Annotated in this window: 25 protein-coding genes and 1 pseudogene; 12 read left to right on the forward strand and 14 right to left on the reverse strand. The window is 71.7% G+C overall.

The features are described 5' to 3' along the window. The first annotated feature begins 51 nt into the window (after nucleotides 1-51). Together ABZ444_RS30505 and ABZ444_RS30510 are read left to right on the forward strand one after the other, a co-directional pair. Nucleotides 52-1,581, forward strand: a complete 1,530-nt coding sequence (locus ABZ444_RS30505; protein ID WP_358004130.1) for an MFS transporter — start codon at nucleotides 52-54, stop codon at nucleotides 1,579-1,581. 35 nt (nucleotides 1,582-1,616) lie between these two features. Continuing rightward, entirely contained in the window at nucleotides 1,617-2,324 is a 708-nt protein-coding gene (locus tag ABZ444_RS30510; RefSeq protein ID WP_358004133.1) for a DoxX family protein, read from the forward strand. Here ABZ444_RS30510 and ABZ444_RS30515 read toward each other — a convergent pair. Further along, nucleotides 2,310-3,248, reverse strand: coding sequence for a DMT family transporter (locus ABZ444_RS30515; protein WP_358004136.1), 939 nt, complete (start codon nucleotides 3,246-3,248; stop codon nucleotides 2,310-2,312). The genes ABZ444_RS30510 and ABZ444_RS30515 overlap by 15 nt on opposite strands. Nucleotides 3,249-3,286: 38 nt before the next feature. After that, complete coding sequence (sthA, locus tag ABZ444_RS30520) at nucleotides 3,287-4,690, reverse strand: Si-specific NAD(P)(+) transhydrogenase (RefSeq protein ID WP_358004139.1); 1,404 nt, start codon at nucleotides 4,688-4,690, stop codon at nucleotides 3,287-3,289. A gap of 59 nt (nucleotides 4,691-4,749) precedes the next feature. Between sthA and ABZ444_RS30525 the strand changes: the two genes are divergently transcribed. Next, complete coding sequence (locus ABZ444_RS30525) at nucleotides 4,750-5,565, forward strand: PhzF family phenazine biosynthesis protein (RefSeq protein ID WP_358004142.1); 816 nt, start codon at nucleotides 4,750-4,752, stop codon at nucleotides 5,563-5,565. Here the strand turns inward: ABZ444_RS30525 and ABZ444_RS30530 are convergent. From ABZ444_RS30530 to ABZ444_RS30555, 6 genes are all read right to left on the reverse strand, one after another. Beyond that, on the reverse strand, nucleotides 5,543-6,376 hold the full coding sequence (locus ABZ444_RS30530; RefSeq protein ID WP_358004145.1) for a biotin-dependent carboxyltransferase family protein: 834 nt from the start codon (nucleotides 6,374-6,376) through the stop codon (nucleotides 5,543-5,545). The two genes, ABZ444_RS30525 and ABZ444_RS30530, sit on opposite strands and share 23 nt — an antisense overlap. Continuing rightward, nucleotides 6,373-6,990, reverse strand: coding sequence for an allophanate hydrolase subunit 1 (locus ABZ444_RS30535; protein ID WP_358004148.1), 618 nt, complete (start codon nucleotides 6,988-6,990; stop codon nucleotides 6,373-6,375). Before ABZ444_RS30535 ends, ABZ444_RS30530 begins: the two co-directional genes overlap by 4 nt. Next, nucleotides 6,987-7,742, reverse strand: coding sequence for a 5-oxoprolinase subunit PxpA (locus tag ABZ444_RS30540; RefSeq protein WP_358004151.1), 756 nt, complete (start codon nucleotides 7,740-7,742; stop codon nucleotides 6,987-6,989). The genes ABZ444_RS30535 and ABZ444_RS30540 overlap by 4 nt, the downstream gene beginning before the upstream one ends. Nucleotides 7,743-7,762: 20 nt before the next feature. Then, nucleotides 7,763-8,533, reverse strand: a complete 771-nt coding sequence (locus ABZ444_RS30545; protein ID WP_358004154.1) for a thioesterase family protein — start codon at nucleotides 8,531-8,533, stop codon at nucleotides 7,763-7,765. Nucleotides 8,534-8,543: 10 nt separating this feature from the next. After that, complete coding sequence (locus ABZ444_RS30550) at nucleotides 8,544-10,034, reverse strand: hypothetical protein (protein WP_358004296.1); 1,491 nt, start codon at nucleotides 10,032-10,034, stop codon at nucleotides 8,544-8,546. Nucleotides 10,035-10,175: 141 nt separating this feature from the next. Further along, nucleotides 10,176-10,400, reverse strand: coding sequence for a hypothetical protein (locus ABZ444_RS30555; RefSeq protein WP_352357735.1), 225 nt, complete (start codon nucleotides 10,398-10,400; stop codon nucleotides 10,176-10,178). 141 nt (nucleotides 10,401-10,541) lie between these two features. Here ABZ444_RS30555 and ABZ444_RS30560 point away from each other — a divergent pair, with 141 nt between their 5' ends. The 3 genes from ABZ444_RS30560 (at nucleotide 10,542) to ABZ444_RS30570 (ending at nucleotide 15,315) form a co-directional block, all read left to right on the forward strand. Next, nucleotides 10,542-11,111, forward strand: a complete 570-nt coding sequence (locus ABZ444_RS30560) for an HhH-GPD-type base excision DNA repair protein (RefSeq protein ID WP_358004157.1) — start codon at nucleotides 10,542-10,544, stop codon at nucleotides 11,109-11,111. Between the two features lie 206 nt (nucleotides 11,112-11,317). After that, a complete protein-coding gene (locus ABZ444_RS30565; RefSeq protein WP_358004159.1) occupies nucleotides 11,318-13,408 on the forward strand; it encodes a SpoIIE family protein phosphatase in 2,091 nt (696 codons plus the stop codon). Nucleotides 13,409-13,650: 242 nt separating this feature from the next. Next, the gene (locus tag ABZ444_RS30570) at nucleotides 13,651-15,315 is read left to right on the forward strand and encodes an RNA polymerase sigma factor (RefSeq protein WP_358004162.1); all 1,665 of its coding nucleotides are present in this window, start codon (nucleotides 13,651-13,653) and stop codon (nucleotides 15,313-15,315) included. A 66-nt stretch (nucleotides 15,316-15,381) separates the two neighbouring features. On the opposite strand, the gene ABZ444_RS30575 is transcribed toward ABZ444_RS30570, so the two are convergent. Beyond that, a complete protein-coding gene (locus tag ABZ444_RS30575) occupies nucleotides 15,382-16,128 on the reverse strand; it encodes a peroxide stress protein YaaA (protein ID WP_358004165.1) in 747 nt (248 codons plus the stop codon). 60 nt (nucleotides 16,129-16,188) lie between these two features. Here ABZ444_RS30575 and ABZ444_RS30580 point away from each other — a divergent pair, with 60 nt between their 5' ends. Next, entirely contained in the window at nucleotides 16,189-16,890 is a 702-nt protein-coding gene (locus ABZ444_RS30580) for a GNAT family N-acetyltransferase (RefSeq protein ID WP_358004168.1), read from the forward strand. A gap of 361 nt (nucleotides 16,891-17,251) precedes the next feature. Here ABZ444_RS30580 and ABZ444_RS30585 read toward each other — a convergent pair whose 3' ends face one another. After that, on the reverse strand, nucleotides 17,252-17,482 hold the full coding sequence (locus ABZ444_RS30585) for a hypothetical protein (RefSeq protein ID WP_125639804.1): 231 nt from the start codon (nucleotides 17,480-17,482) through the stop codon (nucleotides 17,252-17,254). Between the two features lie 247 nt (nucleotides 17,483-17,729). Between ABZ444_RS30585 and ABZ444_RS30590 the strand changes: the two genes are divergently transcribed. Beyond that, on the forward strand, nucleotides 17,730-19,796 hold the full coding sequence (locus ABZ444_RS30590) for a DNA topoisomerase IV subunit B (protein WP_358004171.1): 2,067 nt from the start codon (nucleotides 17,730-17,732) through the stop codon (nucleotides 19,794-19,796). Between the two features lie 243 nt (nucleotides 19,797-20,039). Here the strand turns inward: ABZ444_RS30590 and ABZ444_RS30595 are convergent, their stop codons facing one another. Both ABZ444_RS30595 and ABZ444_RS30600 read right to left on the reverse strand, forming a co-directional pair. Next, the gene (locus ABZ444_RS30595; RefSeq protein ID WP_358004175.1) at nucleotides 20,040-20,564 is read right to left on the reverse strand and encodes an ATP-binding protein; all 525 of its coding nucleotides are present in this window, start codon (nucleotides 20,562-20,564) and stop codon (nucleotides 20,040-20,042) included. Between the two features lie 65 nt (nucleotides 20,565-20,629). Further along, nucleotides 20,630-20,873 (reverse strand): annotated as a pseudogene (locus ABZ444_RS30600) (hypothetical protein); the annotation flags it as partial. Between the two features lie 1,238 nt (nucleotides 20,874-22,111). Here ABZ444_RS30600 and ABZ444_RS30605 point away from each other — a divergent pair. Together ABZ444_RS30605 and ABZ444_RS30610 are read left to right on the forward strand one after the other, a co-directional pair. Then, entirely contained in the window at nucleotides 22,112-23,467 is a 1,356-nt protein-coding gene (locus ABZ444_RS30605; protein WP_358004178.1) for a cytochrome ubiquinol oxidase subunit I, read from the forward strand. Between the two features lie 2 nt (nucleotides 23,468-23,469). Continuing rightward, entirely contained in the window at nucleotides 23,470-24,486 is a 1,017-nt protein-coding gene (locus ABZ444_RS30610) for a cytochrome d ubiquinol oxidase subunit II (RefSeq protein WP_358004181.1), read from the forward strand. Here the strand turns inward: ABZ444_RS30610 and ABZ444_RS30615 are convergent. Next, nucleotides 24,467-24,961, reverse strand: a complete 495-nt coding sequence (locus ABZ444_RS30615; RefSeq protein WP_358004184.1) for a carbonic anhydrase — start codon at nucleotides 24,959-24,961, stop codon at nucleotides 24,467-24,469. The two genes, ABZ444_RS30610 and ABZ444_RS30615, sit on opposite strands and share 20 nt — an antisense overlap. A 139-nt stretch (nucleotides 24,962-25,100) precedes the next feature. Between ABZ444_RS30615 and ABZ444_RS30620 the strand changes: the two genes are divergently transcribed. After that, the gene (locus ABZ444_RS30620) at nucleotides 25,101-25,421 is read left to right on the forward strand and encodes a hypothetical protein (RefSeq protein ID WP_357965643.1); all 321 of its coding nucleotides are present in this window, start codon (nucleotides 25,101-25,103) and stop codon (nucleotides 25,419-25,421) included. 6 nt (nucleotides 25,422-25,427) lie between these two features. On the opposite strand, the gene ABZ444_RS30625 is transcribed toward ABZ444_RS30620, so the two are convergent. Continuing rightward, the gene (locus tag ABZ444_RS30625) at nucleotides 25,428-25,994 is read right to left on the reverse strand and encodes a thioredoxin family protein (RefSeq protein WP_358004186.1); all 567 of its coding nucleotides are present in this window, start codon (nucleotides 25,992-25,994) and stop codon (nucleotides 25,428-25,430) included. 51 nt (nucleotides 25,995-26,045) lie between these two features. Here ABZ444_RS30625 and ABZ444_RS30630 point away from each other — a divergent pair, with 51 nt between their 5' ends. Further along, a complete protein-coding gene (locus tag ABZ444_RS30630; RefSeq protein ID WP_358004189.1) occupies nucleotides 26,046-26,420 on the forward strand; it encodes a VOC family protein in 375 nt (124 codons plus the stop codon). Nucleotides 26,421-26,434: the final 14 nt, after the last annotated feature.

Consider the following 26,434-nt stretch of genomic DNA (forward strand, 5'->3'; position numbering starts at 1 on the left):
CCGTTCTGCACGTGCAGGCCCTGGTGACCGGATCGGCCTGCAAGGAGGCCCATGACCGTCACCCAGGCCGCACCCCTCGTACGGCGTGCCGATCGCCCGCGACGGGACAACCGCTGGGCCGTCCTCGTGCTGCTCTGCCTGAGCCTGCTGCTGATCACGGTCGACGCCACCGTCCTGCACATCGCGGTGCCCGCGCTCACGGCCGCGCTCGAACCGTCCTCCGTCGAGCTGCTGTGGATCATCGACAGCTACTCGCTCGTCGTCGCGCCGCTGCTCATCGTGTTCGGCACGCTCGGCGACCGCTACGGCCGCAAGCGGCTGGTGCTGGGCGGCTTCGTGCTGTTCGGCGTGGCCTCGGCGGGAGCGGCGTTCGCGCCCACGCCGCTGACCCTGATCCTGGCCAGGGCGCTGCTCGGCGTCGGCGGCGCCATGATCATGCCGGCCACGCTCTCGCTGATCCGCCAGGTGTTCACCGACCGCCGCGAGCGGGCCGTCGCGCTCGGCGTCTGGAGCGCGGTGGCCGCGGCCGGGGCGGCGGTGGGCCCGCTGATCGGCGGCGTACTGGTGGGCGTCTGGTGGGGCGCGGTCTTCCTGATCAACGTGCCGATCCTGCTGGTGCTGCTGCCCCTGGCCGTCCGGCTGCTGCCGGAGTCGCCGCTGCGCAGGGAACGCCCTTGGGACTCGACGAGCGCCGTGTTGTCGGTGCTCGGCCTGCTCGCCCTGGCCTTCGGGCTGAAGGAGGCCGGGGCGGGGAGCCTGCTTCCGTTCTGGGCCTCGGTGCTGGTCTTCCTCGGCGGCGCGGGCCTGCTGGTCGCGTTCGTCCGCCGCCAGTCCCGTCTGCCGGCGCCGCTGCTGGAGCTGGCCCTGTTCCGGCGGCGCGAGTTCACCACCGGCGTGGCCGGCGTGCTGCTGGGCGTGTTCGCGCTGGTCGGGCTCCAGCTCATGCTGGCCCAGTACCTGCAGCTCGTGCTGGGGGACAGCCCGGTGCGCGCGGCGGTCAGGATGTTGCCGCTTGTGCTGTCGGCCGTCACCGGCGGCCTCGCGGCGGCCCACATCCTGCCCAGGATCGGCATGCGCGCCACGATGAGCGGCGGGCTCGGGCTCGTCGCGCTGGCCCTGACGCCCACGCTGGGCTGGGGCGTCGAGGGCCATCCCGTGATGCTGGCGGTCTGCTTCGTGGGCATCGGGTTCGGCGTGCAGGTGGCGCTGCTGGCCGCCTCCGACACGATCATGTCCTCGGTCCCCGAGTCCCGGGCCGGCGGGGCCGCGGCCATCGAGGAGACCGCGTACGAGCTGGGCGCGGGCCTCGGCGTCGCGGTGCTCGGCACGATCACCACGCTCGCCTACGCGCCCGCCCTGCCCGCCGTGCCCGGCGTGTCCGTGGGCCGCATGGACCAGGCCAGGCAGTCGCTGGCCGGGGCCGCCCACGTCGCCCGCGAGATCGGCGGCAGCACCGGCGACGCGCTGCTCGGCGCCGCACGCTGGGCTTTCGTCAACGCCCTGCACACGACCGTGATCGTCAGCGTCGTCCTGCTCGGCCTGACCGCCGTCGCGGTGGCCGTGCTGCTCAGCCGTGATTGAGGTGTGCCATGACCCGAACAGGGCAGACAAATACCGTGAAACAGGCCCTGCGTGATGTCGCCGCCTTAGTCGCCCGCGTCGGCGTGGGCGGCATCTTCTTCGCCAACGGCTGGACCAAGCTGGAGGACGGGCTCACCGCCACCGGCGCGAAGTTCCTCCAGCAGGGTGCGCCCGCGCCCGGCGCGTGGGCCACGGTCACCATGCTCACCGAGCTGATCGGCGGGGCGCTGCTGATCGCCGGGCTGGGGGTCGCCGTCACCGGGCTGATCCTGTTCGCCGAGGCGCTGGGCGTCTTCCTGGTGGCCCCGCCGCTCAACCCCATCAGCATGAACGAGCTGATCCTGCTCGGGGCGGCCGCCATCCTGCTGGCCGTCGTGGGCGCGGGACGGCTGTCGGTCGACCACATGGTGGTGATCCGCAGGAGGGAGAGCGAGGCGGCCAGCGAGTTCGCCGCCGACGCCGAGGCCGACCGGGTCATCGCCTCGCTGCGCGACGCCGACACGCCCGCCCGCCAGTCGAAACCGGCCGAGGACGCCGTCCCCCAGAACGGGGAGACCGGGCAGCAGGCCGGGGACGCGCCCTCGCCCATGACGGACACCATGCCGCACCCCCGGCCCCGCACGCGGCCCGCCGGCCCGCCGGCGACCGAGGAGCCCGCGCCGGCCCCGGCGACCGGCGACACGCTGGTGGCGGGCCGCAAGAAGCCCGCCCCCCGCGGCCGCCGTCCCTCATCGGAGGGCTGAGCGCGCGGGCACGCGCAGCGCGCCCTGGGTGAGCGCGATGGCCAGCAGGATGACCAGCGCGCCCACCGGCTGGTTCCAGGTGATCGTCTCGTCGAGCAGCAGCACGCCGGAGGCCACCGCGAACACCGGCAGCAGGTACGTCACCGTCGAGGTCGTCGTCACGCCCGCCAGGGCCTGGACCCGGTACAGCAGCAGGTAGGCCACGCCGGTGCCGAGGCCGCCAAGGCCCAGCAGGCTCCACCAGACCTCGGCGGGCGCCGCGGTGTCCACCAGCGGCACGCCCGCCACCAGCGTGATCACCGCGAGCTGGACCGCGCCGGTCAGGAGCTGCCCCGCGGCCAGCACCACCGGCGGCTCGGACCGCCGCCCGGTGATGAAGCGGCCCATGTACGCCCCGCCGACCCCGTAGCAGAGCGCCGCCCCGAAGCAGGCCAGGCTGCCGCCGAGCTGCCCGCCCGCCATGGGCTGCCACACCCCGAGCACCACCATGACGCCGGCGAACCCGAGTCCGAGCCCGGCCGCCCGCGCGGCGGTCGCCCGCTCGGCGCGCAGCACCAGGGTGAAGGCCAGGGTGCACAGCGGCGTGGTGGCGTTCCAGATGGCGGCGACGACGGAGGAGACGTACTGCTCGCCGTAGGCGAACAGGGTGAAGGGCAGCGTGGTGAGCACGACGGAGGCGATCTGGAAGTGCCCCCACAGCCGCGGGTCGCGGGGGAGCGGCCGCCTGGTGACCGCGAGCACGACCAGCAGGGTGACCGCGCCGACCGCCATGCGTCCGAACGACACCTGCAGCGGGTGCAGCGCCCCCACGGCGACCTTGATGAAGAAGAAACTGTTGCCCCAGATGGCGGCCAGCAGCAGGAACGCGGGCAGCCACCTCCCCGCGGTCTCGCTGCGCACGTACGCCTCCAGTAGATGAACCATCGAGGAGCGTAGCGGTCAGAACCGACAATTGGGGGAAGTTACATGTCGGCGGTGAGCCGGGCCACCACCCGCATCTTGTTCATCGCGTCCAGCGCCGCCACCTTGTACGACTCCGCCAGCGTCGGATAGTTGAACACCGCGTTGACCAGGTAGTCGACGGTCCCGCCGCAGCCCATCACGGTCTGGCCGATGTGCACCAGCTCGGTCGCCCCCGTGCCGAACACGTGCACGCCGAGCAGCCGCCGATCCTCGGAGGAGACCAGCAGCTTGAGCATCCCGTACGAGTCGCCGATGATCTGCCCCCTGGCCAGCTCCCGGTAGCGCGAGATGCCCACCTCGAACGGGATCCGGTCGCGGGTCAGCTCGTCCTCCGACCTCCCGACGAAGCTGATCTCGGGGATCGTGTAGATGCCGATGGGCGGCAGCTCCCGCAGCTCCTCCACGGGTTCGCCACAGGCGTGCTGGGCGGCCACCCGGCCCTGCTCCATCGAGGTGGCGGCCAGCGCCGGGAAGCCGATCACGTCGCCGACCGCGTAGATGTGCGGCACGGCCGTGGCGTAGTGCTCGTCCACCCGGATCCGGCCGCGGTCGTCGGCGGCCAGCCCGGCGGCCTCCAGGTTCAGCTCGGCCGTCTTGCCCTGGCGTCCGGCCGAGTACATGACGCAGTCGGCGGGGATGCGCTTGCCGCTCTCCAGCAGGGTCAGCGCGCCGCGCGGGCGGCGTTCGACGGCGGCGACGTGCTCGCCGAAGCGGAAGGTCACCGCCAGGTCGCGCAGGTGGTACTTGAGCGCCTCCACGATCTCCAGGTCGCAGAACTCCAGCATGCGCTCGCGCCGTTCGACCACGGTCACCTTGGTGCCGAGGGCGGCGAACATGGAGGCGTACTCGATGCCGATGACCCCGGCGCCGACCACGACCATGGTCTCGGGCACCCGGTCCAGGTGCAGGATCGCGTCGGAGTCGATGACCGTGCGCTCGTCGAACTGCACGCTGTCCGGGCGGGCGGGGGAGGTGCCGGTGGCGATCACGATCCGGTCGGCGGTGACCTTGCGCTCCTCCTCGCCGCTGATCCCGATGGTGTGCGGGTCGAGGAAACGTCCGGTGCCGGGCAGGACGGTGACGTGGTTGCGGCCGAGCTGGCTGCGGATCACCTGGACCTCGCGGCCGATCACGTGCTGGGTGCGCATCCCGAGGTCGGCGACCGTGATCTCGTCCTTGACGCGGTAGCTGGCGCCGTACAGCTCGCGCTGGTTTAGGCCGGTGAGGTAGAGGACCGCCTCGCGCAGCGTCTTGGACGGGATCGTGCCGGTGTTGATGCAGACGCCGCCGATCATGTTCCGCTTCTCGACGACGGCGACCCGCCGGCCCAGCTTCGCCGCCGCGATGGCGGCCTTCTGCCCGCCGGGGCCGGAGCCGAGCACCAGCACGTCGTAGTCCGCCACATCGCCCAGTGTGAGCGCGCGGGGTTACCGGCGGAAGACCCGTCGGCCAGACTGCGCGTATGCAACGTGCATTCCGTCAGGTCGACGTGTTCACCTCCGTCCCTTATCGCGGCAACCCGCTCGCGGTCGTGCTCGACGGCCAAGGGCTGGACACCGAGGAGATGGGGCGCTTCGCCGCCTGGACGAACCTGTCCGAGACGACGTTCGTGCTGCCCCCGACCGTGCCCGGGGCCGACTACCGGGTCCGGATCTTCACCGGGAGCGGCGAGCTGCCCTTCGCCGGACATCCCACGCTCGGCACGTGCCACGCCTGGCTGGAGAGCGGCGGCCGGCCGCGCGACGCGGCGGAGATCGTCCAGGAGTGCGACGCCGGGCTGATCCGGGTGCGCAGGACCGAGGACGGGCTCGCCTTCGCCGCGCCCGAGCTGGTGCGGTCGGGGCCGGTCGAGGAGGAGCTCGCCGAGCGCCTGGCCGAGACGCTGCGCATCGGACGCGAGCGGATGCTGGCCGTCGAATGGGCCGACAACGGGCCCGGGTGGGTGGTGGTGCTGCTCGCCGCCGCCGAGGAGGTGCTGGAGCTGCGGCCGGGCGCGATCGAGCACATGGTCGGCGTGGCGGGGCCGTGCCCGGAGGGCTCGCCGTACGCCTACGAGGTGCGCGTGTTCGCGCCCGACGTCGAGGATCCGGTGACCGGCAGCCTGCACGCGTCCCTGGCCCAGTTCCTGCTGCGCACGGGGCGGGTGAAGGCGCCGTACACGGCGGGGCAGGGGACCGTGCTCGGCCGGGCGGGGCGCGTGCGGATCACCGCCGACGAGCGGGACGTGTGGGTCGGCGGGTCGGTCGTCACCTGCGTCAGCGGCCAGGTCGCGTTGTGAAGCGCACCTCGTCGCCGGGCCGCAGTTGCGCCGCGACCGGCAGGTCGGCCTGGCGCACCACCGCGATCACCGGGTAGCCGCCCGTGGGCGGGTGGTCGGCGAGGAACACGATCGGCTGCCCGCTCGGCGGCACCTGCACGGCGCCGGTGACCATGCCCTCGCTCGGCAGCTCGCCCTTCCTGGCCCGCGTCAGCTCGGGCCCGTGCAGCCGCACCCCGACGCGGTTGCTGTCCTGGCTGACCGCGTACGGCCCCCCGCACAGCGCCTCCAGCGCCCCCGGGACGAACCAGTCGTCCCGCGGCCCGGCGAGCACCCGCAGCACGGCGGGCGCGGGCCCCGGCGGCGGCGCCAGGTCCACCGAGATCTCCTCGGCGACGAAGCCGCCCACCGGCAGCAGCGCCCCGGCCCGCAACGGCTCGGGGCCGAGCCCCGACAGCGAGTCGGTGGACCGGCTGCCCAGCACCGGCTCGACCGCGATGCCGCCGCGCACCGCCACGTACGTGCGCAGCCCCCACTCCGGCGCCCCCAGCCGCAGCTCGCCCCCCGGCGGCACCCAGAACGGCACCCCCATCCGCGCCTGCGCCGGCGCGCCGGTCAGCGCCGCCCACGCGCCCTCGTGGAACCGCAGCCGCGCCAGCCCGAACGTCACCTCGATGCCCGCCGCGTCCTCGCGGTTGCCCACCAGCCGGTTGGCCAGCCGCAGGCTCGGCGCGTCGGCCGCCCCCGAACGCGGAACGCCCAGATGGGCCAGGCCGGGCCGCCCCAGATCCTGGACGGTCGCGTACGGACCGGGCGCGATCACCTCGATCATGCGCGCTCGAACCGCACGCGCATCCCCGGCCGGAACAACGACGGCGGCTCGGCCGACACGTCCCACACCCGCCTCGCCGTGCGCCCCAGCAGCCGCCACCCGCCGGGCGAGGCGGCCGGGTAGACCGCCGAGTACGGCCCCGCGACCGCCACCGAGCCGGCCGGCACCGACGTGCGCGGCGTGTCCAGCCGGGGCAGTTCGAGCACGGGGTCGAGCCCGGTCAGATAGGCGAACCCCGGGGCGAACCCCAGCCACCCGACCACCAGCTCGCGCCCGGTGTGCCGGACGACCACCTCCTCGGCCGAGATCCCGGCCAGCGCCGCGACGGAATCAAGGTCGGCGCCGTCATAGACGACGGGAATCGTCACCACCGGCCCGGCCGGAGCGTCCGCCCCGCCCGCCGCCCCGCCCGCCGATCGGGTCATGGCCGCCAGCCTGGCCCGCAACCGCTCCCGATCGGCGCCCGGCGCCACCACGAGCACGGTCTCCGGCCCCGGCACGACCTCCACGACCCCCTCGGGCCGCTCGGCCCGCAGAGCCGCGTCGAGCCGGTGGGAGGCCGCCAGCGACCCGGTCTCCACGAGCAGCGCGTGCTCTCCCACCGCACGGATCACGCGAACGCCTGCAGGACCACTCCGGCCGCCAGCAGGTCGTTGCGCACGGCACGGGCGAGCCCGACGGCGTCAGGGGTGTCTCCGTGGACGCACAGCGACCGGGCGGAGACGGACACCGGACTGCCGTCGACGGCCGTCACAGAGCCTTCCAGGGCCATCCGGCGGGCCCGCGCGGTCACCGCCGCCACGTCGTGGATCACCGCGCCCGCCTCCCGCCGCGGCACCAGCGCCCCCGCCGCCGTGTACGCCCGGTCGGCGAACGCCTCGCTCACCGTCGGCACGCCCGCCGCGGCGGCCACCTCGTGCACGACCGAGACCGGCAGCGTCAGCACCGGCAGCGACGGGTCGTAGTCGGCCACGGCGTCGATCACCGCCGCCGCCTGCACCTCGTCGCGGCACACCCGGTTGTACAGGGCGCCGTGCGGCTTGACGTAGGAGACCCGGCCGCCCATCGCCCTGGCGATGCCGTCGACGGCCGCGAGCTGGTAGAGCACCTCGGCGCACAGCTCCTCGGGCTCGACGTCCATCTCCCTGCGGCCGAAGTGGGCCAGGTCGCGGTAGGACACCTGGGCGCCGATCGACACGCCGCGGTCGACGGCCGCGGCGCACGTGCGCCTGATCGTCACGGGGTCGCCCGCGTGGAAGCCGCAGGCGACGTTGGCGCTGGTGACGATGTCGAGCAGCGCCAGGTCGTCGCCGAGCCGCCAGATGCCGAAACCCTCACCGAGGTCGGCGTTGAGGTCGATCACCATCCCACCATCATGGCGCAGCGCTACCTCGGCGCGACGTACAACGTCTGAGTCGCCGAGCCGACTTCGCCGCGCTCGTCGTACAGGGTGGTCCGGGTCAGGCCGCGGCCGGCGGGGCCGATCGCGGTGGCCGCGTCCATGCAGGTCCATTCGCCCACCGGCGTGCGGAACAGCGAGATCGTCAGGTCGACGTTGACGAACAGGTGGGTGGCGAAGTCGACGGCCGGGCTCACGCCGTTGCCGCTGTCGGCGAACGCGGCCAGCCGTTCGAACGGGGTGATCTCCTCGCCCTCCACCAGCGGCACGGTCAGCCTGCCCCACACCGTGGCCGGGCCGGTCAGCATCGGGCCGCCGCGGGCGAACCGCCAGTCGAACGCCCTGCCGTAGCCGAAACCCGACACCAGGTAGGACGCCGCGTGCTCGGGCGAGGGCGGCGGCACGGGCGCGGGCGGCCCGGCGGCCGGCGTGGCGGGCGTGTCGGCCTCACGGATGCGCCATGCGGTGGCCCTGGCGTACTCGCGGCCGCCGGACAGCACGGCCGCCGACAGGCACTGCACCCGCTTGCCGTCGCGGACGACGTCGGTGACGACCTCCAGCTCGGCCACGGGGACCGGGGCGAACACGTCGACCGCCAGCCTGGACAGCGCCAGGCCGGGCAGGGGCGCGGTGCGGTCGAGCTCGTGCACGATCAGGGCGGTCACCGGACCCATGTGCTGGGAGCCCGGGTCCCACGGCCCCTGGGTGTGCTCGGAGGCGAGGTAGCGGCCCATGGCCAGCCGGCGGTACATCGACATGGGACGGACTCTAGATCTCGTCGGGGATGTCGGCGATGTCGTCGAGCGCCGCGGCCAGCTCGTCTGGGTCGCCGCCGATGCGCTCGGCGATCTCGATCAGCACGTGGAGCACGTCGTGGCGGTCGTGGCCGAGGTCGAGCAGGCGCTGGGCGGCCTCCCACAGCTGGGGCGGGTCGCCGTCCCACAGCCGGGTCGCGATCTCCTCGTGCCAGGCCAGGTGCTCCTGGTCGATCACGCCGCCGTGGTCGATCTCCAGTAACGTGCGCCGGTCGGCCTCGTCGGCCGGGTTGAGCCGGTCGAGGTCGATCCCGTTGTGCACGCCCTGCAGATAGGGGAACGCGAACACCCGCCTGGCCAGCGCCGACAGGTCGCCGTCGGGCAGCAGCCGCTCCAGCAGCGGCCGGTCGAGCCCGAACGACGTCGGGTCGCGGTAGGCCTCGGGGAACTTGCCCGTGGCCTCCCACACCGCGTCGAGCGTGGCCTTGAGCCCCTGCTCGGGCAGGCCGGTGCGGCGCGCGGCGAAGCGCACCCACGCCGACAGCACGTGCGGCATCGCCTCCTGCTCGGCCACGCTCAGCATCACCTTGCGCGGCAGCCAGTCGAGCAGGAACGTCTCGCACTTGGTCGGGCTGACCCGCAGCGGCCGGTTGAAGTCGCGCTCGCAGCCGTAGTCGATGATGTGGTCGGCGCAGCGCGAGGCCGCCGACGGGTCCGACAGGTGCTCGGCGGCGTCGGAGGCCAGGAACTCGGCGGCCAGCATGGCCCGCCGCTCGCGGCTGTAGGGCGCCTCGATGTGCAGCGGCGCCGGACGTTTGCGGCCCGGCGGCAGCGCCTTGAGCCGGGCGCGGGCGAAGGCGTGGTAGGCGCTGTAGCTCTCGCTCACCGGGGGTGGCGTCTTGGGCTCTCGGGTGGCCTTCATGGCCGAGTCCAGGAGCGCCCTGGCCTGCTCGGGCTGGATCTCCTCGAACAGCAGCATCGGGTTGCCCGCCGCCTCGGCCCTGGCCTGCTCCAGCAGCTTGTCGACGTGCGAGGACACCCACGCGTCGCGGGCCATGCCGCTCATGTTGTGGTCGACGACCACGACCAGCGCGTGCCGGTCGCTCGGCACCGATGCCTCGTTCCAGCGGTAGGCGAACGTGCAGATCACCGTGTCCTCGTCGCCGTAGGCGTCGCGGGAGACGTAGCAGCCGGTGGGCTTGACCGCGCCGACCTTGTCGGCCCACCCGGGCCTGGCCACGCCCGACTCCATCATCGCCAGCGCCGCGCCCTCGGCCTTGGCGCCCTGACGGGCGGTGCCCAGGTAGGCCAGGCACACCAGCAGCGTCAGTGAGGCCGGGGTGCCGGCCTTGGCCGCGTAGTCGACCAGGCCCTCCCCGAGGACCTGCTCCACGTCACCGCCTCTGACCCGCCTGCCCCACCAGGCCCCGATCATGTCCGAGACCATCAGCTCCGCGTCGAGAGGGCTGCGCACCGCGAGCAGCTCGCGGGCCGCCTGCACCATCTCCTGGAACACGTCGTCGGGCGGGCTGCTCTCCCGGGGATCTCGTCGGTGTCGGCGCACGCCCTCACTCTCTCGTATTCCAGGCGCAAACGGTGAAGAGAACTCGGCCTGGTGACCCCGATGTTATCGGTGGAGCCGCGATCAGCGGGGACTTCGGGGCGGCGGGGCGGAGTTCACGATGGCGAGCAGGTGCTCGCGCGCGATGCGCTCCACGACCTCGGGCGTGGCCGGGACGCCGAGATGCTCGGCGCACGCGCACACGTCGGCCACGCACCGGTCGATCGTGTCCACGGGTACGGTCAGGAACTCTTCGGCCAGCCTGAGACTGACCGGCTCCCTGAGGAAGCGTGTGGCCAGAGCGAGCATAGATGTGAGATTCCTCTGGAGACCCGGGAGCAAACCCCCAGGAACGTATGCAGGGTGACTTGCGCTCCCATTTCATCTTTTCTCGGCCTTGTGTCAAGGCTCTGAGGCGCCTGTGTTCGCTTCTCGTGCAAAGCTGTTTCCATGCGCATCCAGCTCGCCCAGCGGGACGAGGCAGACGAGCTCCTCGGCCGCAGCCCGCTCGCCCTGCTCGTCGGCATGCTGCTCGACCAGCAGATTCCCATGGAATGGGCGTTCACCGGGCCGCACACCATCTCGGAGCGGCTCGGGCACGACCTGACCGCCGAGGAGATCGCCGCCTGCGACCCCGAGGCGTTCGCCGCGCTGCTCGCGCAGAAGCCGGCCGTGCACCGTTACCCCAAGTCGATGGCCGCCCGCGTCCAGCAGCTCGCGGCCTACCTCGTCGAACACTACGACGGGCGGCCCGAGCTCATCTGGAGCGACGCGGCCGACGGGAAAGACTTGTTGAAACGACTGCAGGCCCTTCCGGGATACGGCAAGCAGAAGGCCCAGATCTTTTTGGCATTGCTGGGCAAGCAGCTGGGGGTCAAGCCGTCAGGCTGGCGTGAGGCAGCCGGACTCTACGGCGAGGAGGGGTCATACCGTTCGGTCGCCGACGTGGTCGACACCGACAGCCTGGGCCGGGTGCGCGCCGCCAAACAGGAGGCCAAGCGCGCGGCCAAGGGCGAGTAACCTGATCTTGCTGCGCAATGTGGAGCGACTTTGACAGGATGCGTTGACCCTTATGGCGACCGGGCGGCGGCGGGGGCTTCCGTCGGCGCATGCCCATCGCCGATGATGTACTGCAGAATCCGGTCGCCCGGAGCTGCGCTACGCCGATACACAGTTATGGAGATGTGCCGCGTGGGAGACCCTGGCACGCGACGGAGGTGCCGACCATGAGCGCCGAGACCTCCGTTCCCCGTCCCCGGGAGTCGGATGTGGACATCTCAGACTCCGCCCTGTTCAAGGGCATGCTGTCGGAGGCCGAGTTCGCCTTCGCGTTCTTCGACGCCGATGGCCGCGTCCAGCGGGTCAACGACGTGTTCAGCGACGTCGTCAGCGTGCCCGCCGAGCGCCTGGTGGGCCGCTTGCCGGTCGAGGTGCTGGCGGCCGACCTGAGCCAGATCATCACCCACGCCGTCCAGGCCGTCATCGAGAGTGACGCGCCGGTCACCGAGGGCCGCGTGCGGGTGCGTTCCGCAGAGGGCGACACCCGCCACTGGTCGTTGTCGTTCTCGCCGGTCCACGACGAGGCGGGCGAGCTGCGCGCCATCGCGCTGGTCGGCCTCGACGTGACCGAGAGCCGGCAGACCGAGGAGGCGCTGCGCCGCAGCGAGGAGCGCTACCGCTCGCTGGTCGAGGCGCAGTCCCAGCTCGTCTGGATCACCTCGCCCACGGGCGCCGTCGTCGAGGACGCGCCCCAGTGGCGCGCCATCACCGGCCAGGGGCTGGAGGAGTACCTCGCCAACGGCTGGCTGGAGGTCGTCCACCCCGAGGAGCGCCAGCAGACCGAGGAGGCCTGGCGCGAGGCGCTGCGCGGCCGCACGATGTTCGAGTGGAACTACCGGGTCCGCACCCGGGCCAGCGGCTACCGCCACTTCGAGGTGCGCGCCGTGCCGATCATCAGGCACGGCAGGGTCGTGGAGTGGGTCGGCGCCAACACCGACGTCACCCCGCAGCGCGAGGCCGAGGAGATGCGCGGCAGGCTGACCGACCAGCTCGGCGCCGCCGCCCTGCGCACCGCCCGGCTCCAGGGCGCGACGGCCCAGCTCGCCGAGGCCCTGACGGTCGAGCAGGTCGTCCAGGTCATCATCGATGTGGGCCGCACCGCCCTGGCCGCCGACCGCTCGGCCGTGGCGCTGCTCGACACCGACCGCGCCGCGCTCAAGCTGGTCAACGGCGAGGGCATCCCCGAGGTCCAGGGCTCGGGCGACGAGATCCCGCTGTCCCACTCCAACGTGATGACGATGGCCGTCAACAGCCGCCGTCCGGTCTTCGCCGAGTCGCCCGAGTCGCTGAAGGCCCAGCTGCTGGAGGCCGGCGACGACGAGGAGGCGCTGGCCGGGTTCATCAGCCAGGGCGACGAGCGGGCCTGGGTCGGCCTGCCGCTGCTGGCCGCCGGCCGGGCGCTCGGCGCACTGCGCTTCTCGTTCACGCGCCCGCAGAAGATCTCCCAGGAGGACGGCGTCTTCCTGGAGGCGCTGGCCGGGCAGTGCGCCCTGGCCGTGGAGCGGGCCACGCTCTTCGAGCGTGAGCACCGCACGGCCGAGACGCTGCAGCGCAGCCTGCTGCCCGACCGCCTGCCCGTGGTCAAGGGCCTGGTGCTGGCCCAGCGCTTCCGTTCGGGCAGCCGCCACGTCCAGGTCGGCGGCGACTGGTACGACGCGTTCGTGCTGCAGGACGGGCGTGTCGCGGCGGTCGTCGGCGACGTCATGGGCAAGGGCGTCAAGGCGGCGGCCGGCATGGGCCGTATCCGCAACGCGATGCGGGCCCTGGCGCTCACCAATCCGCCGCCCGCCGCCGTGCTCACGGGCCTCGACCGGGTCTTCGAGGCCACGGAAGAGGAGGAGCAGGTCACCACGCTGGCCTACATGGTCGTCGAGCCGGTCACCGGCGAGGGCACGCTGGCCATGGCCGGCCACCCGCCGCCCGTCCTCGTCTCGCCCCAGGGCACGGCGATCCTGTGCGACGCCGAGCCCGGCACGCCGCTGGGCTGGCCGACCAGCCGCCGGCAATTCCGGTTCGTGGTGCCGCCGGGACACACCGCGGTGCTCTACTCAGACGGTCTCGTGGAGAACAGGAAGCGAGGGCTTGACGCCGGTCTCGCAGAGATTTGCAGTGTTGTGACCGAAGCGCCGCCTGAGGTGGTCAGCAGTCCGCACATGTTGCTGGACTTCCTGGTTGACCGGATGTTGTCTGGATATGAACAGGATGATGACGTTACCGCGCTCGCAATTCACGTCCCGCCGGCCACGAAGAGTGACTGAATGAAACAGTCATAACGGTTGCTTTCGGGTATCAGTGCCCCGCTTACGTACGCACTACTGTCTCGGTCGGCCTAGGGTGGAGGACAACCGCCGGGAGGTGGCCGTATGGAGTGCGGGGTCGTGCCACAATGCTGTGTCAGGTCCGTCGCGCTTCGCACGGCCTCACCGATCTCCGAGAGAGGCAACAGCCCCCAGCGGGCATCTGGGTCCATTGTCGCCACGCGTTCGTTCGAGAGGTGTTCGTGTCGCCTGCAAGTTCGACTCGCTCGAAGCCACAAGAGCTGAACGAGCCCGTCATTCAGCGACTGCTCGAGCGTGGGCGCTCGCAGGGTTTCCTCGAGTCTGAGGATGTCCGTCAGGCCTTCGAGGAGGCGGACATCCCCATGTCGCACGCCGCCGCGTTCTTGCGGAACCTCAGCAAAGAGGGCGTGACCGTGGTGGTGACCGCCGCGGATTCGGCTGCGCCGAAGAAGTCTCGTGGTCCAGCAAAGCGCCGCACCGCTGCCCCCGTCAAGACCAAGACGGCAGCGGCCGCCAAAGAGCAGCAGCCCGAGACCGTGACCGCGGTCGTGGGCGCCGCTGAGGCCGAGCCGGCCGCCAAGAAGCCGGCTCCGGCCAAGAAGGCCGCTCCCGCTCCGAAGAAGGCGGCTCCGGCCGCCGCCAAGAAGGCCAAGCCAGAAGTCAGCGCTGGGCCTGCCGAGACCAAGCCGAAGGCACCCGAGGGCCTCAAGGCGACCGACGCGGACGACGACGACGATCTCGAGCTCGACGGCGACGTGGAGCTGGAGGACCTCGAGGACATCGAGGTCGACGACATCGTGGCCGAGGACGACGCCGAGTCCGAGGGTGACTCCGACGACGACTCCGACGACGAGCCCAAGGCCGCCGACGTCGCCGCCACCGTCGCCACCGCGGACAAGAGCGAGGACGAGGTCCTCATCCTGTCCGACGACGACGACGACGCCCCGGTCGCCCAGGTGGCCGCCGCCGGCGCCACCGCCGACCCGGTGAAGGACTACCTCAAGCAGATCGGCAAGGTCCCCCTGCTCAACGCCGAGCAGGAGGTCGAGCTGGCCAAGCGCATCGAGGCCGGTCTGTTCGCCGAGGAGCAGCTCGGCGGCGGCGAGACCGAGAGCCTGCCGGTCGACGTCCGGGCCGAGCTCGAATGGATCGCCGAAGACGGCCGCCGGGCCAAGAACCACCTGCTGGAGGCCAACCTCCGGCTCGTGGTCTCGCTGGCCAAGCGCTACACCGGGCGCGGCATGCTGTTCCTCGACCTGATCCAGGAGGGCAACCTCGGCCTGATCAGGGCCGTGGAGAAGTTCGACTACACCAAGGGCTACAAGTTCTCCACCTATGCCACGTGGTGGATCCGGCAGGCGATCACGCGTGCCATGGCCGACCAGGCGCGGACCATCCGCATCCCGGTCCACATGGTCGAAGTGATCAACAAGCTGGCCCGTGTCCAGCGGCAGATGCTGCAGGACCTCGGCCGCGAGCCGACGCCGGAAGAGCTGGCCCGCGAGCTGGACATGACGCCCGAGAAGGTCGTCGAGGTCCAGAAGTACGGCCGCGAGCCCATCTCCCTCCACACCCCGCTGGGCGAGGAGGGCGACAGCGAGTTCGGTGACCTCATCGAGGACTCCGAGGCCATCGTGCCGGCCGACGCCGTCAGCTTCACGCTGCTGCAGGAGCAGCTGCACTCCGTTCTCGACACGTTGTCGGAGCGGGAGGCGGGCGTCGTGTCCATGCGGTTCGGCCTCACCGACGGGCAGCCGAAGACGCTCGACGAGATCGGCAAGGTTTACGGGGTCACCCGTGAGCGCATCCGCCAGATCGAGTCGAAGACCATGTCCAAGCTGCGTCACCCGTCCCGGTCCCAGGTGCTGCGCGACTACCTGGACTAGGAGCCACCTCGTCGATCGCCTCGTCCGGAACCCTCCGGGCGGGGCGATCGCCGTTTCCGGAGGTCGTCAGGCCGGGTCGGTGACGTGTACGTCGAGGAGCCAGGGGCGGTTCGTCCGCGCGGGCTCGGCGAGGTCGACCGTCCAGCCCAGGTTGCCGAGGGTCTTGGCCAGCTCGCCGGGCGTGCCGGGGGCCTCCTCCTGCTGGAGCAGGACGCGGGCGATCTCGCCCCGGGTGGCCTTGGCCATGTGGCTGACGACCTTGCCGTCGCGGAAGACGCGTACCGACACCGACCGGTCGCCGGGCTGCCACGCCCCCGCGTACGTGGCCGAGCGCAGGTCCACCACCAGCCCCGGCATCCGGTCCAGCTCCTTGGACAGGTGCGTGCGCCAGTAGGCGGCCAGGCCGCCCAGCGGCGGCAGGCTGACGCCCATCGACAGGCGGTACGGGGGCACCCGGTCGGCGACGCGCAACACGCCCCACAGGCCGGAGAAGATCAGCACGGACTCCTCCGCCCTTGCCCTGGCGGCGTCGTCCAGGGTGTTCAGGCCGAGGTTGTCGTACAGGACGCCGGTGTAGAGGTCGGCGGCCGGAAGGGTGGGCGCGGTCCGCAACACCGTGTTCTTGGCCGCCTCGCCCGCCAGACCGGGCGTCAGCCCGAGCACCTGCGCGGCGTCGCGGCGCCTGGAGGCCCGGATGAGCGCGGTCACGACCCGCTTGCGGGCACGGTCGAGCTTGGGGAAGGACAGCTCCCCGAGCGGCGGCCCGCTTCCCTCGGTGGCCTTTCCTTCGGACGGCGGCAGCAGAATCAGCACAACCCCACACCCTAACGGGCCGGTCAGAGGGTGTTCGCGCTGGTCGGCTAGGCTGCGCGGATGAACGTCGACCTGCTGGTGCACCAGGCGTGGCCGGCCTACGAACAGCGTGTCCGCGACGGCTGGGTGCTGCGTTCCGCCGGCGGCGTGACCAAACGGGCGAACTCGGTGCTCGCCCTGAGCGCCCCCGCCGACCTGGACGCCGCGATCGGCGCCGCCGAGGCGTTCTACGGCGAGCGGGGACAGAGCTGCGCCTTCTCCGTCGGCCCCGGCACCTGGGCCGGCCTGGACGCCGAGCTGGCCCGCCGCGGGTACGAGCTGGTCGATCCGACGGTCATCATGGCCGGATCGCCGTCGGCCGAGCCGCGTGGCCGGGTCCGGATCGAGGACCATCCGTGGCCGGAATGGCTGGAGACCTGGTGGTCCGTGGACGGCCGGTACGGCGCCGGCCTGGCGGAGGCCGCCCGCATCTGCACCGGCGTGCCCGCCTGGTACGGGGCCGTCGAGGAGGACGGCGTGCCGGTCGCGGTCGGCCGGGTCGTGCCGCAGGGCGACACGGCGGGGATCTTCTGCATGGCGACGTTGCCGCTGGCCCGGCGGCGCGGTCTGGCCCGTACGGTGCTGCGCGCCCTGACCAGGCACGCCGGGGCGAAGAACGCGTACCTGGTCACCACCGAGCCCAACCACGGGGCTCAGGCTTTGTACCGCGGCGAGGGTTTCCAGACCGTCGGCCGATACCACTACCGCGTGCGAACCACCTGACACACACCGTACGAAGGGCCTGAACCAAGGGCACGCATGCGACCCGAACCACCGCGTGCGGAGGGTCGGGACTACGGCGTGCATGTGGCCCAGACCCCCGTGTGGTGAGCCTGGCGTACGGCGGGCGCGGCCTGAACCCCCGCCTCCGTGCGCCTTGGCCCACCGCTCGCGTGCGCCCCAGCTGCCGCTTGCGTCCTGCCTGAACCGCCGCGTGTGGTGGGTTGGGACTACGGCGCCCGCCTGCGGGCGGCTGGGGCCACCGCCTGCGCGGGGCTGAACGCAGAACGGCGACCCCGGCGTGGTGCGCCGGGATCGCCGAACTGGACGTGCAATATGTGGTTATGTGATCACAACGAACGCGTCAGCGGTCGTCGTTGGGGTTCATTGACGGGGTTTCGCTGAGGCGAGCCGACTCGTCCAGGATGTCGGCGCCCTTTTCGCGCAGCGCTGCGACGTGCTGACGCCCATGGTGGGCGCAGAACAGCAGCTCCCCACCAACAGGCAGGGTCGCGCGAATGTAGGCCTGGGCGCCGCAGCGGTCGCAGCGGTCGAGGGCCGTCAGCGGCTTAACGGGGGCGAGAGCTCCAGTCACGTATCGCCTTTCGGGTCACCCCCGCCGAAGCGAGGATCTGGCGTCAGTCACTTGAGACAACATCTAACCGGACGTGGACGTTCCCAACCTCCGCCTCGCTACGCCCAGAGCAGAATGTGTCCGAAAGTAATGGTGATCAGCCGGTTGGTAACGGCAAACGTGTCGCCATGGCAAGCTTGTACGCGCGCCTGAGGGAAGAACGGTAGGCTACGCACACGTGTTCGATGCTTAGACCAGGGGAGCAAGAGTGACGGTAGTGGAGGCGGGTTACACAGCTCGTCACCTGTCGGTGCTTGAGGGCCTCGAGGCCGTACGCAAGCGGCCGGGCATGTACATCGGGTCCACCGACAGCCGCGGGCTCATGCACTGCCTCTGGGAGATCGTGGACAACGGCGTCGACGAGGCCCTGGCGGGCCACTGCGACCGCATCGAGGTCGAGCTCTACGCCGATGGCTCCATCGAGGTGCGGGACAACGGCCGCGGCATCCCCGTTGACATCCATCCCAAGACCGGCCTGGCCGGTGTCGAGCTCGTCTACACCAAGCTTCATGCCGGCGGAAAGTTCGGCAGCGGCTCCTACGGCGCCTCCGGCGGCCTCCACGGCGTGGGCGCCTCCGTGGTCAACGCCCTGTCCTCCCGGCTCGACGTCGAGGTCGACCTCGACGGGCGGGTCCACGAGATCAGTTTCAGGCGCGGCGTGCCCGGCGTCTTCGACGGCGACGGGCCCACGGCCAAGTTCAAGAAGAAGTCCGGGCTGCGGATCGGCGGCACCCTGCCCAAGAACGTCACGGGCACCCGCGTGCGCTTCTGGGCCGACAAGCAGATCTTCCTGCCCGACGCCGAGGTCTCGCTCGACGAGATCCACGTGCGCCTGCGGCAGACCGCGTTCCTGGTGCCCGGCCTGACCCTGGCGGTCTTCGACAGCAGGGGCGAGGAGCGCACCGGCGAGGAGTTCCGCTTCGACGGCGGCATCTCCGAGTTCACCGAGTTCCTGGCCCGCGACGAGCCCGTCTGCGAGGTGCTGCGGCTGCAGGGCGTGGGCCACTTCCACGAGACCGTGCCGGTCCTCGACGACCAGGGCCACATGACGCCCACCGAGGTGCAGCGCGAGCTCACCGTCGACGTGGCGGTCCGCTGGGGCAAGGGCTACGAGTCGACCGTGCGCTCGTTCGTCAACGTGATCGCCACCCCCAAGGGCGGCACCCACATCACCGGTTTCGAGCGTGGCCTGGTCCGCACGATCAACGAGCTGCTGCGCGAGACCCGGCTGCTCAAGAGCGGCGACGACCCGGTCAACAAGGAGGACATCTCCGAGGGGCTGACCGGCGTGGTCACCGTCCGGGTGCCCGAGCCGCAGTTCGAGGGGCAGACCAAGGAGGTGCTCGGCACCTCCGCGGCCACCCGCATCGTCTCCCACGTGGTCTCGCGCGAGCTCAAGGAGCTGTTCGCCAACCCGCCGCGCGGGTTCAAGCAGCCGCTGCGGGCCGTGCTGGAGAAGATCGTCGCCGCCGCCAAGGCCCGTATCGCGGCCCGCGAGCACCGTGACAACCAGCGGCGCAAGAGCGCCCTGGAGAACTCCGCGCTGCCCGCCAAGCTGGTCGACTGCCGCAGCGACGCCGTCGACCGCAGCGAGCTGTTCATCGTCGAGGGCGACTCCGCGCTCGGCACGGCCAAGCTGGCCCGCGACTCGGAGTTCCAGGCGCTGCTGCCGATCCGCGGCAAGATCCTCAACGTGCAGAAGGCGTCCGTGAGCGACATGCTCAAGAACGCCGAGTGCGCCGCGATCATCCAGGTGGTGGGGGCCGGGTCGGGGCGTTCGTTCGACATCGAGGCGGCCCGCTACGGCAAGGTCATCCTCATGGCCGACGCCGACGTCGACGGCGCGCACATCCGCTGCCTGCTGCTCACCCTGTTCCACCGCTACATGCGGCCGATGGTGGAGGCCGGCCGGGTGTTCGCGGCCGTGCCGCCGCTGCACCGCATCGAGCTCACCAACCCCGGGCGCGGCAAGGAGAAGTACATCTACTGCTACTCCGACGGCGAGCTGCAGAAGGTGCTGCGCGACCTGGAGCGGCGGGGCAAGCGCTGGAAGGACCCGGTGCAGCGGTACAAGGGCCTGGGGGAGATGGACGCCGACCAGCTCGCCGAGACCACGATGGACCCGCGGCACCGGGTGCTGCGCCGGGTGCGCATCGAGGACGCCGAGGGGGCCGAGGCCATCTTCAGCCTGCTGATGGGGAGCGACGTGGCGCCGCGACGGGAGTTCATCGTCAGCAGCGCGGCCGAGGTCGACCGCGACCACATCGACGCCTGAGCCCGGAAGGGTCAACCCGGGGCCGTACACCTGGCCCCGGGTTCCTACGACAACGGCTCAAGCAAGGTCCCCGGGTCCCAAGGACCTCGCGGACTCGCGCCCACGCTCTCGGTGACACCATGCTTCAACCGCACCGACTGGACGACACCCGGCATTCCGCAATGGCTGCGTTGTCGAGGTTCCAGGGTGTGCCCGTGGCTGACCGAGGGCCCTGCCCCCAGCGCCGAGTCACACGGCCAGCAGTCACCGGAACGACGGCCACCGGTCGGCAGCCCACTCCCGCCAGCCCACCCACCCGGGGGGCGGGTCGGAGACCGCGCGGCCTCCCAGTTCCGCTGCGTCGGGCTCCTCGAAGTGCGCCCGCCCGTGCAGGATGTCGGCCTCGGTCATCAGGAACGTCTCTCCGGCGGCGGTCGCCCGACGATGGGCGATGCGGGTGCGCTGGGTCTCATCGTCCACAGGCAGGTAGATCATGCTGAAGCGCGCGTCCTCGGCCTCCGCCAGCCAGCGGATCGCGGACCGTTCGTCCCGGGACCAGCAGCCGTAGTCCACCACGACGTCGGTGCCCAGCTTGACCGCCTCCAAGGCAAGCCAGAGCATGCGCCCCTCCAGCACGTCGCGCTTCCCGTCCGGCTCCGCCTCGCCGAACAACGGAAGCATCCAGTCGTCGGGCGTCAGGCGCAGTGCGCCGTGCTCCTCGGCGAGTTGCCGGGCTCTCGTGGTCTTTCCGGCCCCTGGTAGGCCGACCATCAGGAACAACGTGGTCACACCCGGATCGTGTCAGGGAAGCCGGACGAATGACCACCGCTTTGTCTGGCTGATCAGGGCCTGAGTCACAGGCGGATCGAGGCCGCGGTGACGGTTCCATGGAAGCCGTAGGCGCGCTTGTCGTGGCGCGTGCCCACGGCGCGGAAGTGGTTGAGCCCGTTGATCGTGCGCTCGACCTCGTCCCCCGGCTGCGTGAATCTTGCTGGTCGGACCACCTCGCGAACGGCCGAGTCCTTCGTCATGGCGGTGTTGCCCAGGTGTTGATCTTCTCTTCGGCTCCCGTGGCGTCCCGCGAGGAGCACCGGCGGCTTCCAGGTGCCGTCCGCTGACCATCGGCGATGGCGGCAGGCACTCGGTCTCAGAAGCCAACTCACAGTTGAACCCGTGCGCCTGGAACCCAGCGGGTGTGGGCCGCTCGTGGCCCAGTTCATGGCCGGAGCCGAGTGCATCGACCGGGGCGTCGTGTGTCGGGCCGGGCCGTCATCCGTGGCGTGCGCCCTTCCGGTGTGCCTGTGCTGGACGTGGGAGCCCGTTATCACGGTGGCCGCTGGTGAGAGCATGTCGCGCTTGGGCGTCGAGGGCCTTGCAGAAGCTTCGTTGGCCGGCGTCGCACCGATCCAGCACTGCCCTCCAGGCTCTCAGGGCCTCAGTCGGGCCCTGGAGTCGCGGTTTGGGGCCAGGGGCGCCCCATGGGTGTTCTGAGGGCTCCTGGGGCCTCCTGCTGGGCCTCCTGGCGGACTTCTTGGTGTGGCGTGGCGGCGGTATGGCGGGGCGCGAGGCAGCCGAGGGGTGCGAAGGTGCAGGCCGCGCCTCCGGCATCGGGGCGCCGGCGCTTCCGGAGCAGCGTCATGTCGGCCGTCGGGCCGCCATGGACCCCAAGGGGGTCAATAGGTGCCGGGATGGCTGGGAGGCCAGGTGCGGCCCGCCGTCGCCGGGGTCAGGGCGTCACTGGGTGCCGGGGCCCGAGGTGTCGGGATGTCGGGATGCCAGGGTGCGGGGGTGCCGGGATGGGGGGTGTTGGGATGCGGGGGTGCCGGGTGCGGGGTGTTTTGGGTGTCGGGACCGGAGGGCCGGGGCTGGAGGCGGGGGCCGGGTTGGGAGGGGCGGTTGAGGAGCGGCGGCAGGAGGTCGGGGCACCGAGGGGCGGTGGTTGAAGACCGGCGACAAGGGGCCGATGCAACGTGGCAAGTCGGGGGAGCTCGGTGGGGGTCCAAGGCCCCTGCAGCGGGGTTCATGTGGGGCTTGGTGGCTTATGGCGCATGGGGCCCTGCTGGTGAGCGGTGGCTGCTTCTAGGACCCTGGGTTTCCGGGCTGCGGGGCTCAGGGCCCGCGGTGTTGGTGTGCTTGAGGGCGGGGGCCGTCCTGGGGCACGTTGGTTGGTTGCGGTTCTACTTCATACTCACGTGCCCATTGCGGACGGTAAGCACCAGTTACGTAGTGTCATCGACCGGCCAGCGGGTACGGGCGGGACGCCGCCGTTTCGCGGACGAGTCATGCCAGATCCCCCCACGAAGTTCACGGGCTGATGGGCAGGGAGAGGGGCGTCGATGGGGGTGACCGCGGGGGCGGTGGTGGATCTGGACGCGGCGCGCATGCAGATGGCGTTGTCGCTCGGCTGGCACATCGTCATCGCCTGTCTCGGCGTCGGCATGCCGGCCATCACCCTGCTGGCCGAGTGGCGGGGGCATCGCACCGGGGACAACAACTACCGGTTGCTGGCGCGACGCTGGGCCAGGGCGCTCGGGGTGCTGTTCGCGGTCGGCGCGGTCTCGGGGACGATCCTGTCGTTCGAGATGGGCCTGCTGTGGCCGGGCATGATGGGCGTGTACGGCGAGGTCATCGGCCTGCCGTTCTCGCTGGAGGGCATCGCGTTCTTCGTCGAGGCCATCTTCCTCGGCATCTACCTCTACGCCTGGGACCGGCTGCGGCCCGTCGCGCACCTGCTGACCGGGATCCCGATCGTGCTGGCGGGGGTGGCCAGCGCGTTCTTCGTGGTCGCCGCCAACGCCTGGATGCAGCAGCCCACCGGGTACGAGGTCGCGGGCGGCCGGATCGTGGCCGTCGATCCATGGGCGGCGATGTTCAACCGGGCCACGCCGCCCCAGACGGTGCACATGATCCTGGCGGCGTTCATGGTGGCCGGTTTCCTGATGGCCGGCGTGTACGCGGTCGCCATGCTGCGCGGCCGGCGCGACCGCTACCACCGGCTCGGCCTGCTGCTGCCGCTCACGGTCGCGGCGGCCGTCACGCCCGTGCAGATCGGCGTCGGCGACTGGGCCGCGCACTTCGTGGCCGAGTACCAGCCGGTCAAGCTGGCCGCCATGGAGGGCGTGTTCCGTACGGGCCGCGGCGTGCCGCTGCACCTGGGCGGGATCGCGGTGGACGGCGAGCTGAAGTACGCCCTGGAGATCCCCTACGGCCTGTCCCTGCTGGCCCACTGGAACCCCGACGCGGAGATCACCGGCCTGGAGCAGGTGCCGCTCGCCGACCGGCCGCCGGTCAACATGGTGCACTGGGCGTTCCAGATCATGGTGCTGCTGGGCTTTGCCCTGCTGCTGCTCGCGACCTGCCTCGCGCTGTCCTGGAAACGACGGCGTGACCTGCCGGAGTCCCCGTGGTTCCTGCGCGCCGCCGCGTTGTCGGGCGTGGCCGCCGTGCTGGCGCTGGAGAGCGGCTGGGTGGTCACGGAGGTCGGACGCCAGCCGTGGATCGTGTTCCGGGTGATGCGCACGTCGGAGGCGGTCAACCCCGCGCCCGGCCTGGTGTACGGGTTCGCGCTGGTCACGGCCGTCTACGTGGCCCTGACCGTGGCCACCGTGTACGTGATGCGCCGCCTGTCCCGCGACGTGCCGGTGCCCCTGGCGCCGCAGGAGCCCGACGTCACCGGCTACAAGGTCGTGTGACGATGCCGCTGCCGCAGATCATGCTGGCCGTCCTGTGGATCGGGCTGACGGCGTACGTCCTGTTCGGGGGCGCCGACTTCGGCGGCGGCGTCTGGGACCTGCTGGCGGGCGGGGCCGAGCGCGGCCGGCGGCGGCGGGACCTGGTGGAGCACTCCATCGGCCCGGTCTGGGAGGCCAACCACGTGTGGTTGATCTTCGTGATCGTGCTGGCCTGGACCGGCGTGCCGTCGGTGTTCGCCTCGGTGGCCTCCACCCTCTACATCCCGCTCACGCTGGTGGCGCTGGGCGTGATCGGGCGCGGCGCGGCGTTCGCGTTCCGCAAGGTCTCCGCGCGGCTCTGGCAGCGGCGGCTGTTCGGCGCCACCTTCGCCTTCTCCTCGGTGGTGACCCCGTTCTTCCTCGGCGCGGCGGCGGGCGGCATCGCCTCCGGCCGGGTGCCGCCCGGCATCGCCAAGGGCGACCTGGTCGGAAGCTGGGTCAACCCCACGTCGATGGCGGTCGGCGCGCTGGGCGTCGGCACGGCCGCGTACCTGGCCGCCGTCTACCTGACCCGCGACGCCCGGCGCGGCGGCCAGGAGGACCTGGCCGAGGAGTTCCGGCGGCGGGCGCTGGGCTGCGGCGCGGTGGTCGGCGTGCTGGCGGCGGTGAGCCTGCTCGTGCTGCGCGCCGACGCGCCCGCCCTGTTCGCCGAGCTGACCACCGGCCGCGCCCTGCCGCTGCTGGCGCTGTCGGTGCTGGCCGGGCTGGCCTCGCTGGTGCTGCTGTGGCGGCGGGCCTATCTGGCGGTACGCCTCAGCGCCGCGCTGGCCGTGACCGGGCTGCTGTGGGGCTGGGGCGTGGGGCAGTACCCCGTGCTGCTCCCCGGCCTCACCCTCGACCAGGCCGCGGCCACCGACGCGGTGCTGGGGGCCAGCCTGGGCTCGCTGGCCGTCGGCGCGGTCCTGCTGGTCCCGTCGTTGTGGTGGTTGTACGCCACCTTCCAGCGCGAGCGCGGCGAGGTCAGTCGCCGACCGGTGTGAGCAGGCCCGTGCGCACGTCGTAGATCGCGCCCGTCACCGGCATGTCGGCGGGCAGGAACGGGGTCGAGCGGATGCGCGTGAGGTCGTGGCGCAGCGCCTCGCCCTGGTCGGGGACGGTGTGGAACTCCAGGCTGCGGGTGTCCACGCCGCGGGCGCAGGTCAGCTCGTGCACGTCGGCGTCCGTCACCTTGGTCATCCCGCAGTCGGTGTGCGGCATGACCAGGACGCGTTCGACGCCGAGCAGGTACACGGCGAGGACCAGCGTGCGCAGCACGTCGTCGGTGACCCGCGCGCCGGCGTTGCGCAGGATCTTGGCGTCGCCCGGCTGGAGGCCCAGCAGGCCCAGCGGGTCGATGCGGGAGTCCATGCAGGTCACCACGGCAAGCCCGCGGGCTGCCCGGCCGGTGAGTCCGGAGTCGCCGAAGTCCTTGGCGTACTTCGCGTTGGCGGCATACAGGTCGTCGAACGCAGTCATGCCTCAGATCTTCCCTTACGTCCCAAAGATGATGCTTTCCGGGGTGGCGACTGGCGCGAGTTCCCGAAGGTCCCACGAAATTCCCTCACCTTGGGTGATGATGTCGTCACCATCTGTACGTCGTCGAAGAAGGTCAGTCGTGAGTAGGTCCGAATCGCTCGCCGCGTATCTCCGCGCTCAGGCCCGGCGCCGCCTCGACCGTGTGGAGTCCAACGACGACGGGCGCAACGCCAGATGCGCGCTGGCCCTGCTCGACACCGCCGCGTACGCCGCCGGCCTGCCCGAGGACGACCCGATCATCCTCATGCTCGACCAGGCGGGCTGCTACGGGCCGCTCGGCTGCGAGGAGTTCGACCCGGGGGAGGCCGGCGTCCGGCTGATCCGGTCGTGGACCGGCGGCGAGCCCCACGAACTCCTGCTCGCCCTGCCCGCCGCCATCGAGGCCGCCACCTCCGCCTGACGGCGGTCAGGCCGCGGGCTCGTTCCCCGGCCGCCACTTGATGCCGCAGCCGATCGAGGCGCGCTGGTCGGCCGGGACGGGATCGCCCGCGAGCAGCGCGTCGACCGCCGCCCGGAGCGAGGAGCCGGTCACCGGCACCGAGTTGCCGGGGCGCGACCCGTCGAACTCCCCCCGGTAGACGAGCCGCAGATCGCCGTCGTAGAGGAAGAAGTCGGGCGTGCAGGCCGCGCGGTAGGCCTTGGCGACGTCCTGGGTGTCGTCCAGCAGGTACGGGAACGGGAACCCCGCGCGCCGGGCCTGTTCGGCCAGGTGTGTGGGATCATCGTCGGGGTAGTTCACGCTGTCGTTGCTGCAGATGCCCACGACCGACAGCCTGGAGCCGTAGCCCGCGGCCAGCGTGCCGAGGCCCGTCTCGAGGTGCCGTACGTAGGGGCAGTGGTTGGACAGGAAGACCACGAGCGTGGCGGGGGAGCCCTTGAGGTCCGCGAGCGAGACGCTGCCGCCGTCGATGGCGGTGAGGTCGAAGGCGGGCGCGGGGGTGCCCAGGGGGACCATGAACGAATTGGCAGCCATGACCTTCATTCTCGTCGGCCGGGATGCCGGCGAAACAAGTCCAGGAGGTGAATGATGGCCGGCATCGCGGAGTTCCGTACGACGGTCCTCGACTGCCCGGAGCCGCGGGCGCTCGCCGAGTTCTACTCGCGCCTGCTCGGCTGGCCCGTCACGGACGAGGACGAGGAGTGGGTGGTCGTCGAGGACGGCGGCTCGCCCAAGCGCCTGGCCTTCCAGCGCGTGCCCGGCCACCGGCCGCCGACCTGGCCGGAGGGCGATCGGCCGCAGCAGCTCCACATCGACGTCACCGTCACCGACATGGACAAGGCCGAGCGGCAGGTGCTGGAGATCGGCGCGACCAAGCACGACCGGCAGCCGAGCGAGGACGACAGCTTCCGGGTCTTCCTCGACCCCGCCGGCCACACGTTCTGCCTCTGCCGCGACTGACCGGACGCCCGTCC

It is taken from the genome of Nonomuraea sp. NPDC005730 (assembly GCF_040630865.1).
Classification (GTDB): domain Bacteria; phylum Actinomycetota; class Actinomycetes; order Streptosporangiales; family Streptosporangiaceae; genus Nonomuraea.

Bases quoted from the DNA above. Each gene is read 5' to 3' on its own strand.
- ABZ444_RS30545 (WP_358004154.1), bottom strand. From the start codon at position 8,533: ATGTCGATGTACCGCCGGCTGGCCATGGGCCGCTACCTCGCCTCCGAG.
- ABZ444_RS30540 (WP_358004151.1), bottom strand. From the start codon at position 7,742: ATGGTGATCGACCTCAACGCCGACCTCGGTGAGGGTTTCGGCATCTGG.
- ABZ444_RS30565 (WP_358004159.1), top strand. From the start codon at position 11,318: ATGAGCGCCGAGACCTCCGTTCCCCGTCCCCGGGAGTCGGATGTGGAC.
- ABZ444_RS30615 (WP_358004184.1), bottom strand. From the start codon at position 24,961: ATGACTGCGTTCGACGACCTGTATGCCGCCAACGCGAAGTACGCCAAG.
- ABZ444_RS30560 (WP_358004157.1), top strand. From the start codon at position 10,542: ATGCGCATCCAGCTCGCCCAGCGGGACGAGGCAGACGAGCTCCTCGGC.
- ABZ444_RS30515 (WP_358004136.1), bottom strand. From the start codon at position 3,248: ATGGTTCATCTACTGGAGGCGTACGTGCGCAGCGAGACCGCGGGGAGG.
- ABZ444_RS30625 (WP_358004186.1), bottom strand. From the start codon at position 25,994: ATGGCTGCCAATTCGTTCATGGTCCCCCTGGGCACCCCCGCGCCCGCC.
- ABZ444_RS30525 (WP_358004142.1), top strand. From the start codon at position 4,750: ATGCAACGTGCATTCCGTCAGGTCGACGTGTTCACCTCCGTCCCTTAT.
- ABZ444_RS30530 (WP_358004145.1), bottom strand. From the start codon at position 6,376: ATGATCGAGGTGATCGCGCCCGGTCCGTACGCGACCGTCCAGGATCTG.
- ABZ444_RS30505 (WP_358004130.1), top strand. From the start codon at position 52: ATGACCGTCACCCAGGCCGCACCCCTCGTACGGCGTGCCGATCGCCCG.
- ABZ444_RS30605 (WP_358004178.1), top strand. From the start codon at position 22,112: ATGGGGGTGACCGCGGGGGCGGTGGTGGATCTGGACGCGGCGCGCATG.
- ABZ444_RS30550 (WP_358004296.1), bottom strand. From the start codon at position 10,034: ATGGTGCAGGCGGCCCGCGAGCTGCTCGCGGTGCGCAGCCCTCTCGAC.
- ABZ444_RS30630 (WP_358004189.1), top strand. From the start codon at position 26,046: ATGATGGCCGGCATCGCGGAGTTCCGTACGACGGTCCTCGACTGCCCG.
- ABZ444_RS30555 (WP_352357735.1), bottom strand. From the start codon at position 10,400: ATGCTCGCTCTGGCCACACGCTTCCTCAGGGAGCCGGTCAGTCTCAGG.
- ABZ444_RS30610 (WP_358004181.1), top strand. From the start codon at position 23,470: ATGCCGCTGCCGCAGATCATGCTGGCCGTCCTGTGGATCGGGCTGACG.
- ABZ444_RS30580 (WP_358004168.1), top strand. From the start codon at position 16,189: ATGAACGTCGACCTGCTGGTGCACCAGGCGTGGCCGGCCTACGAACAG.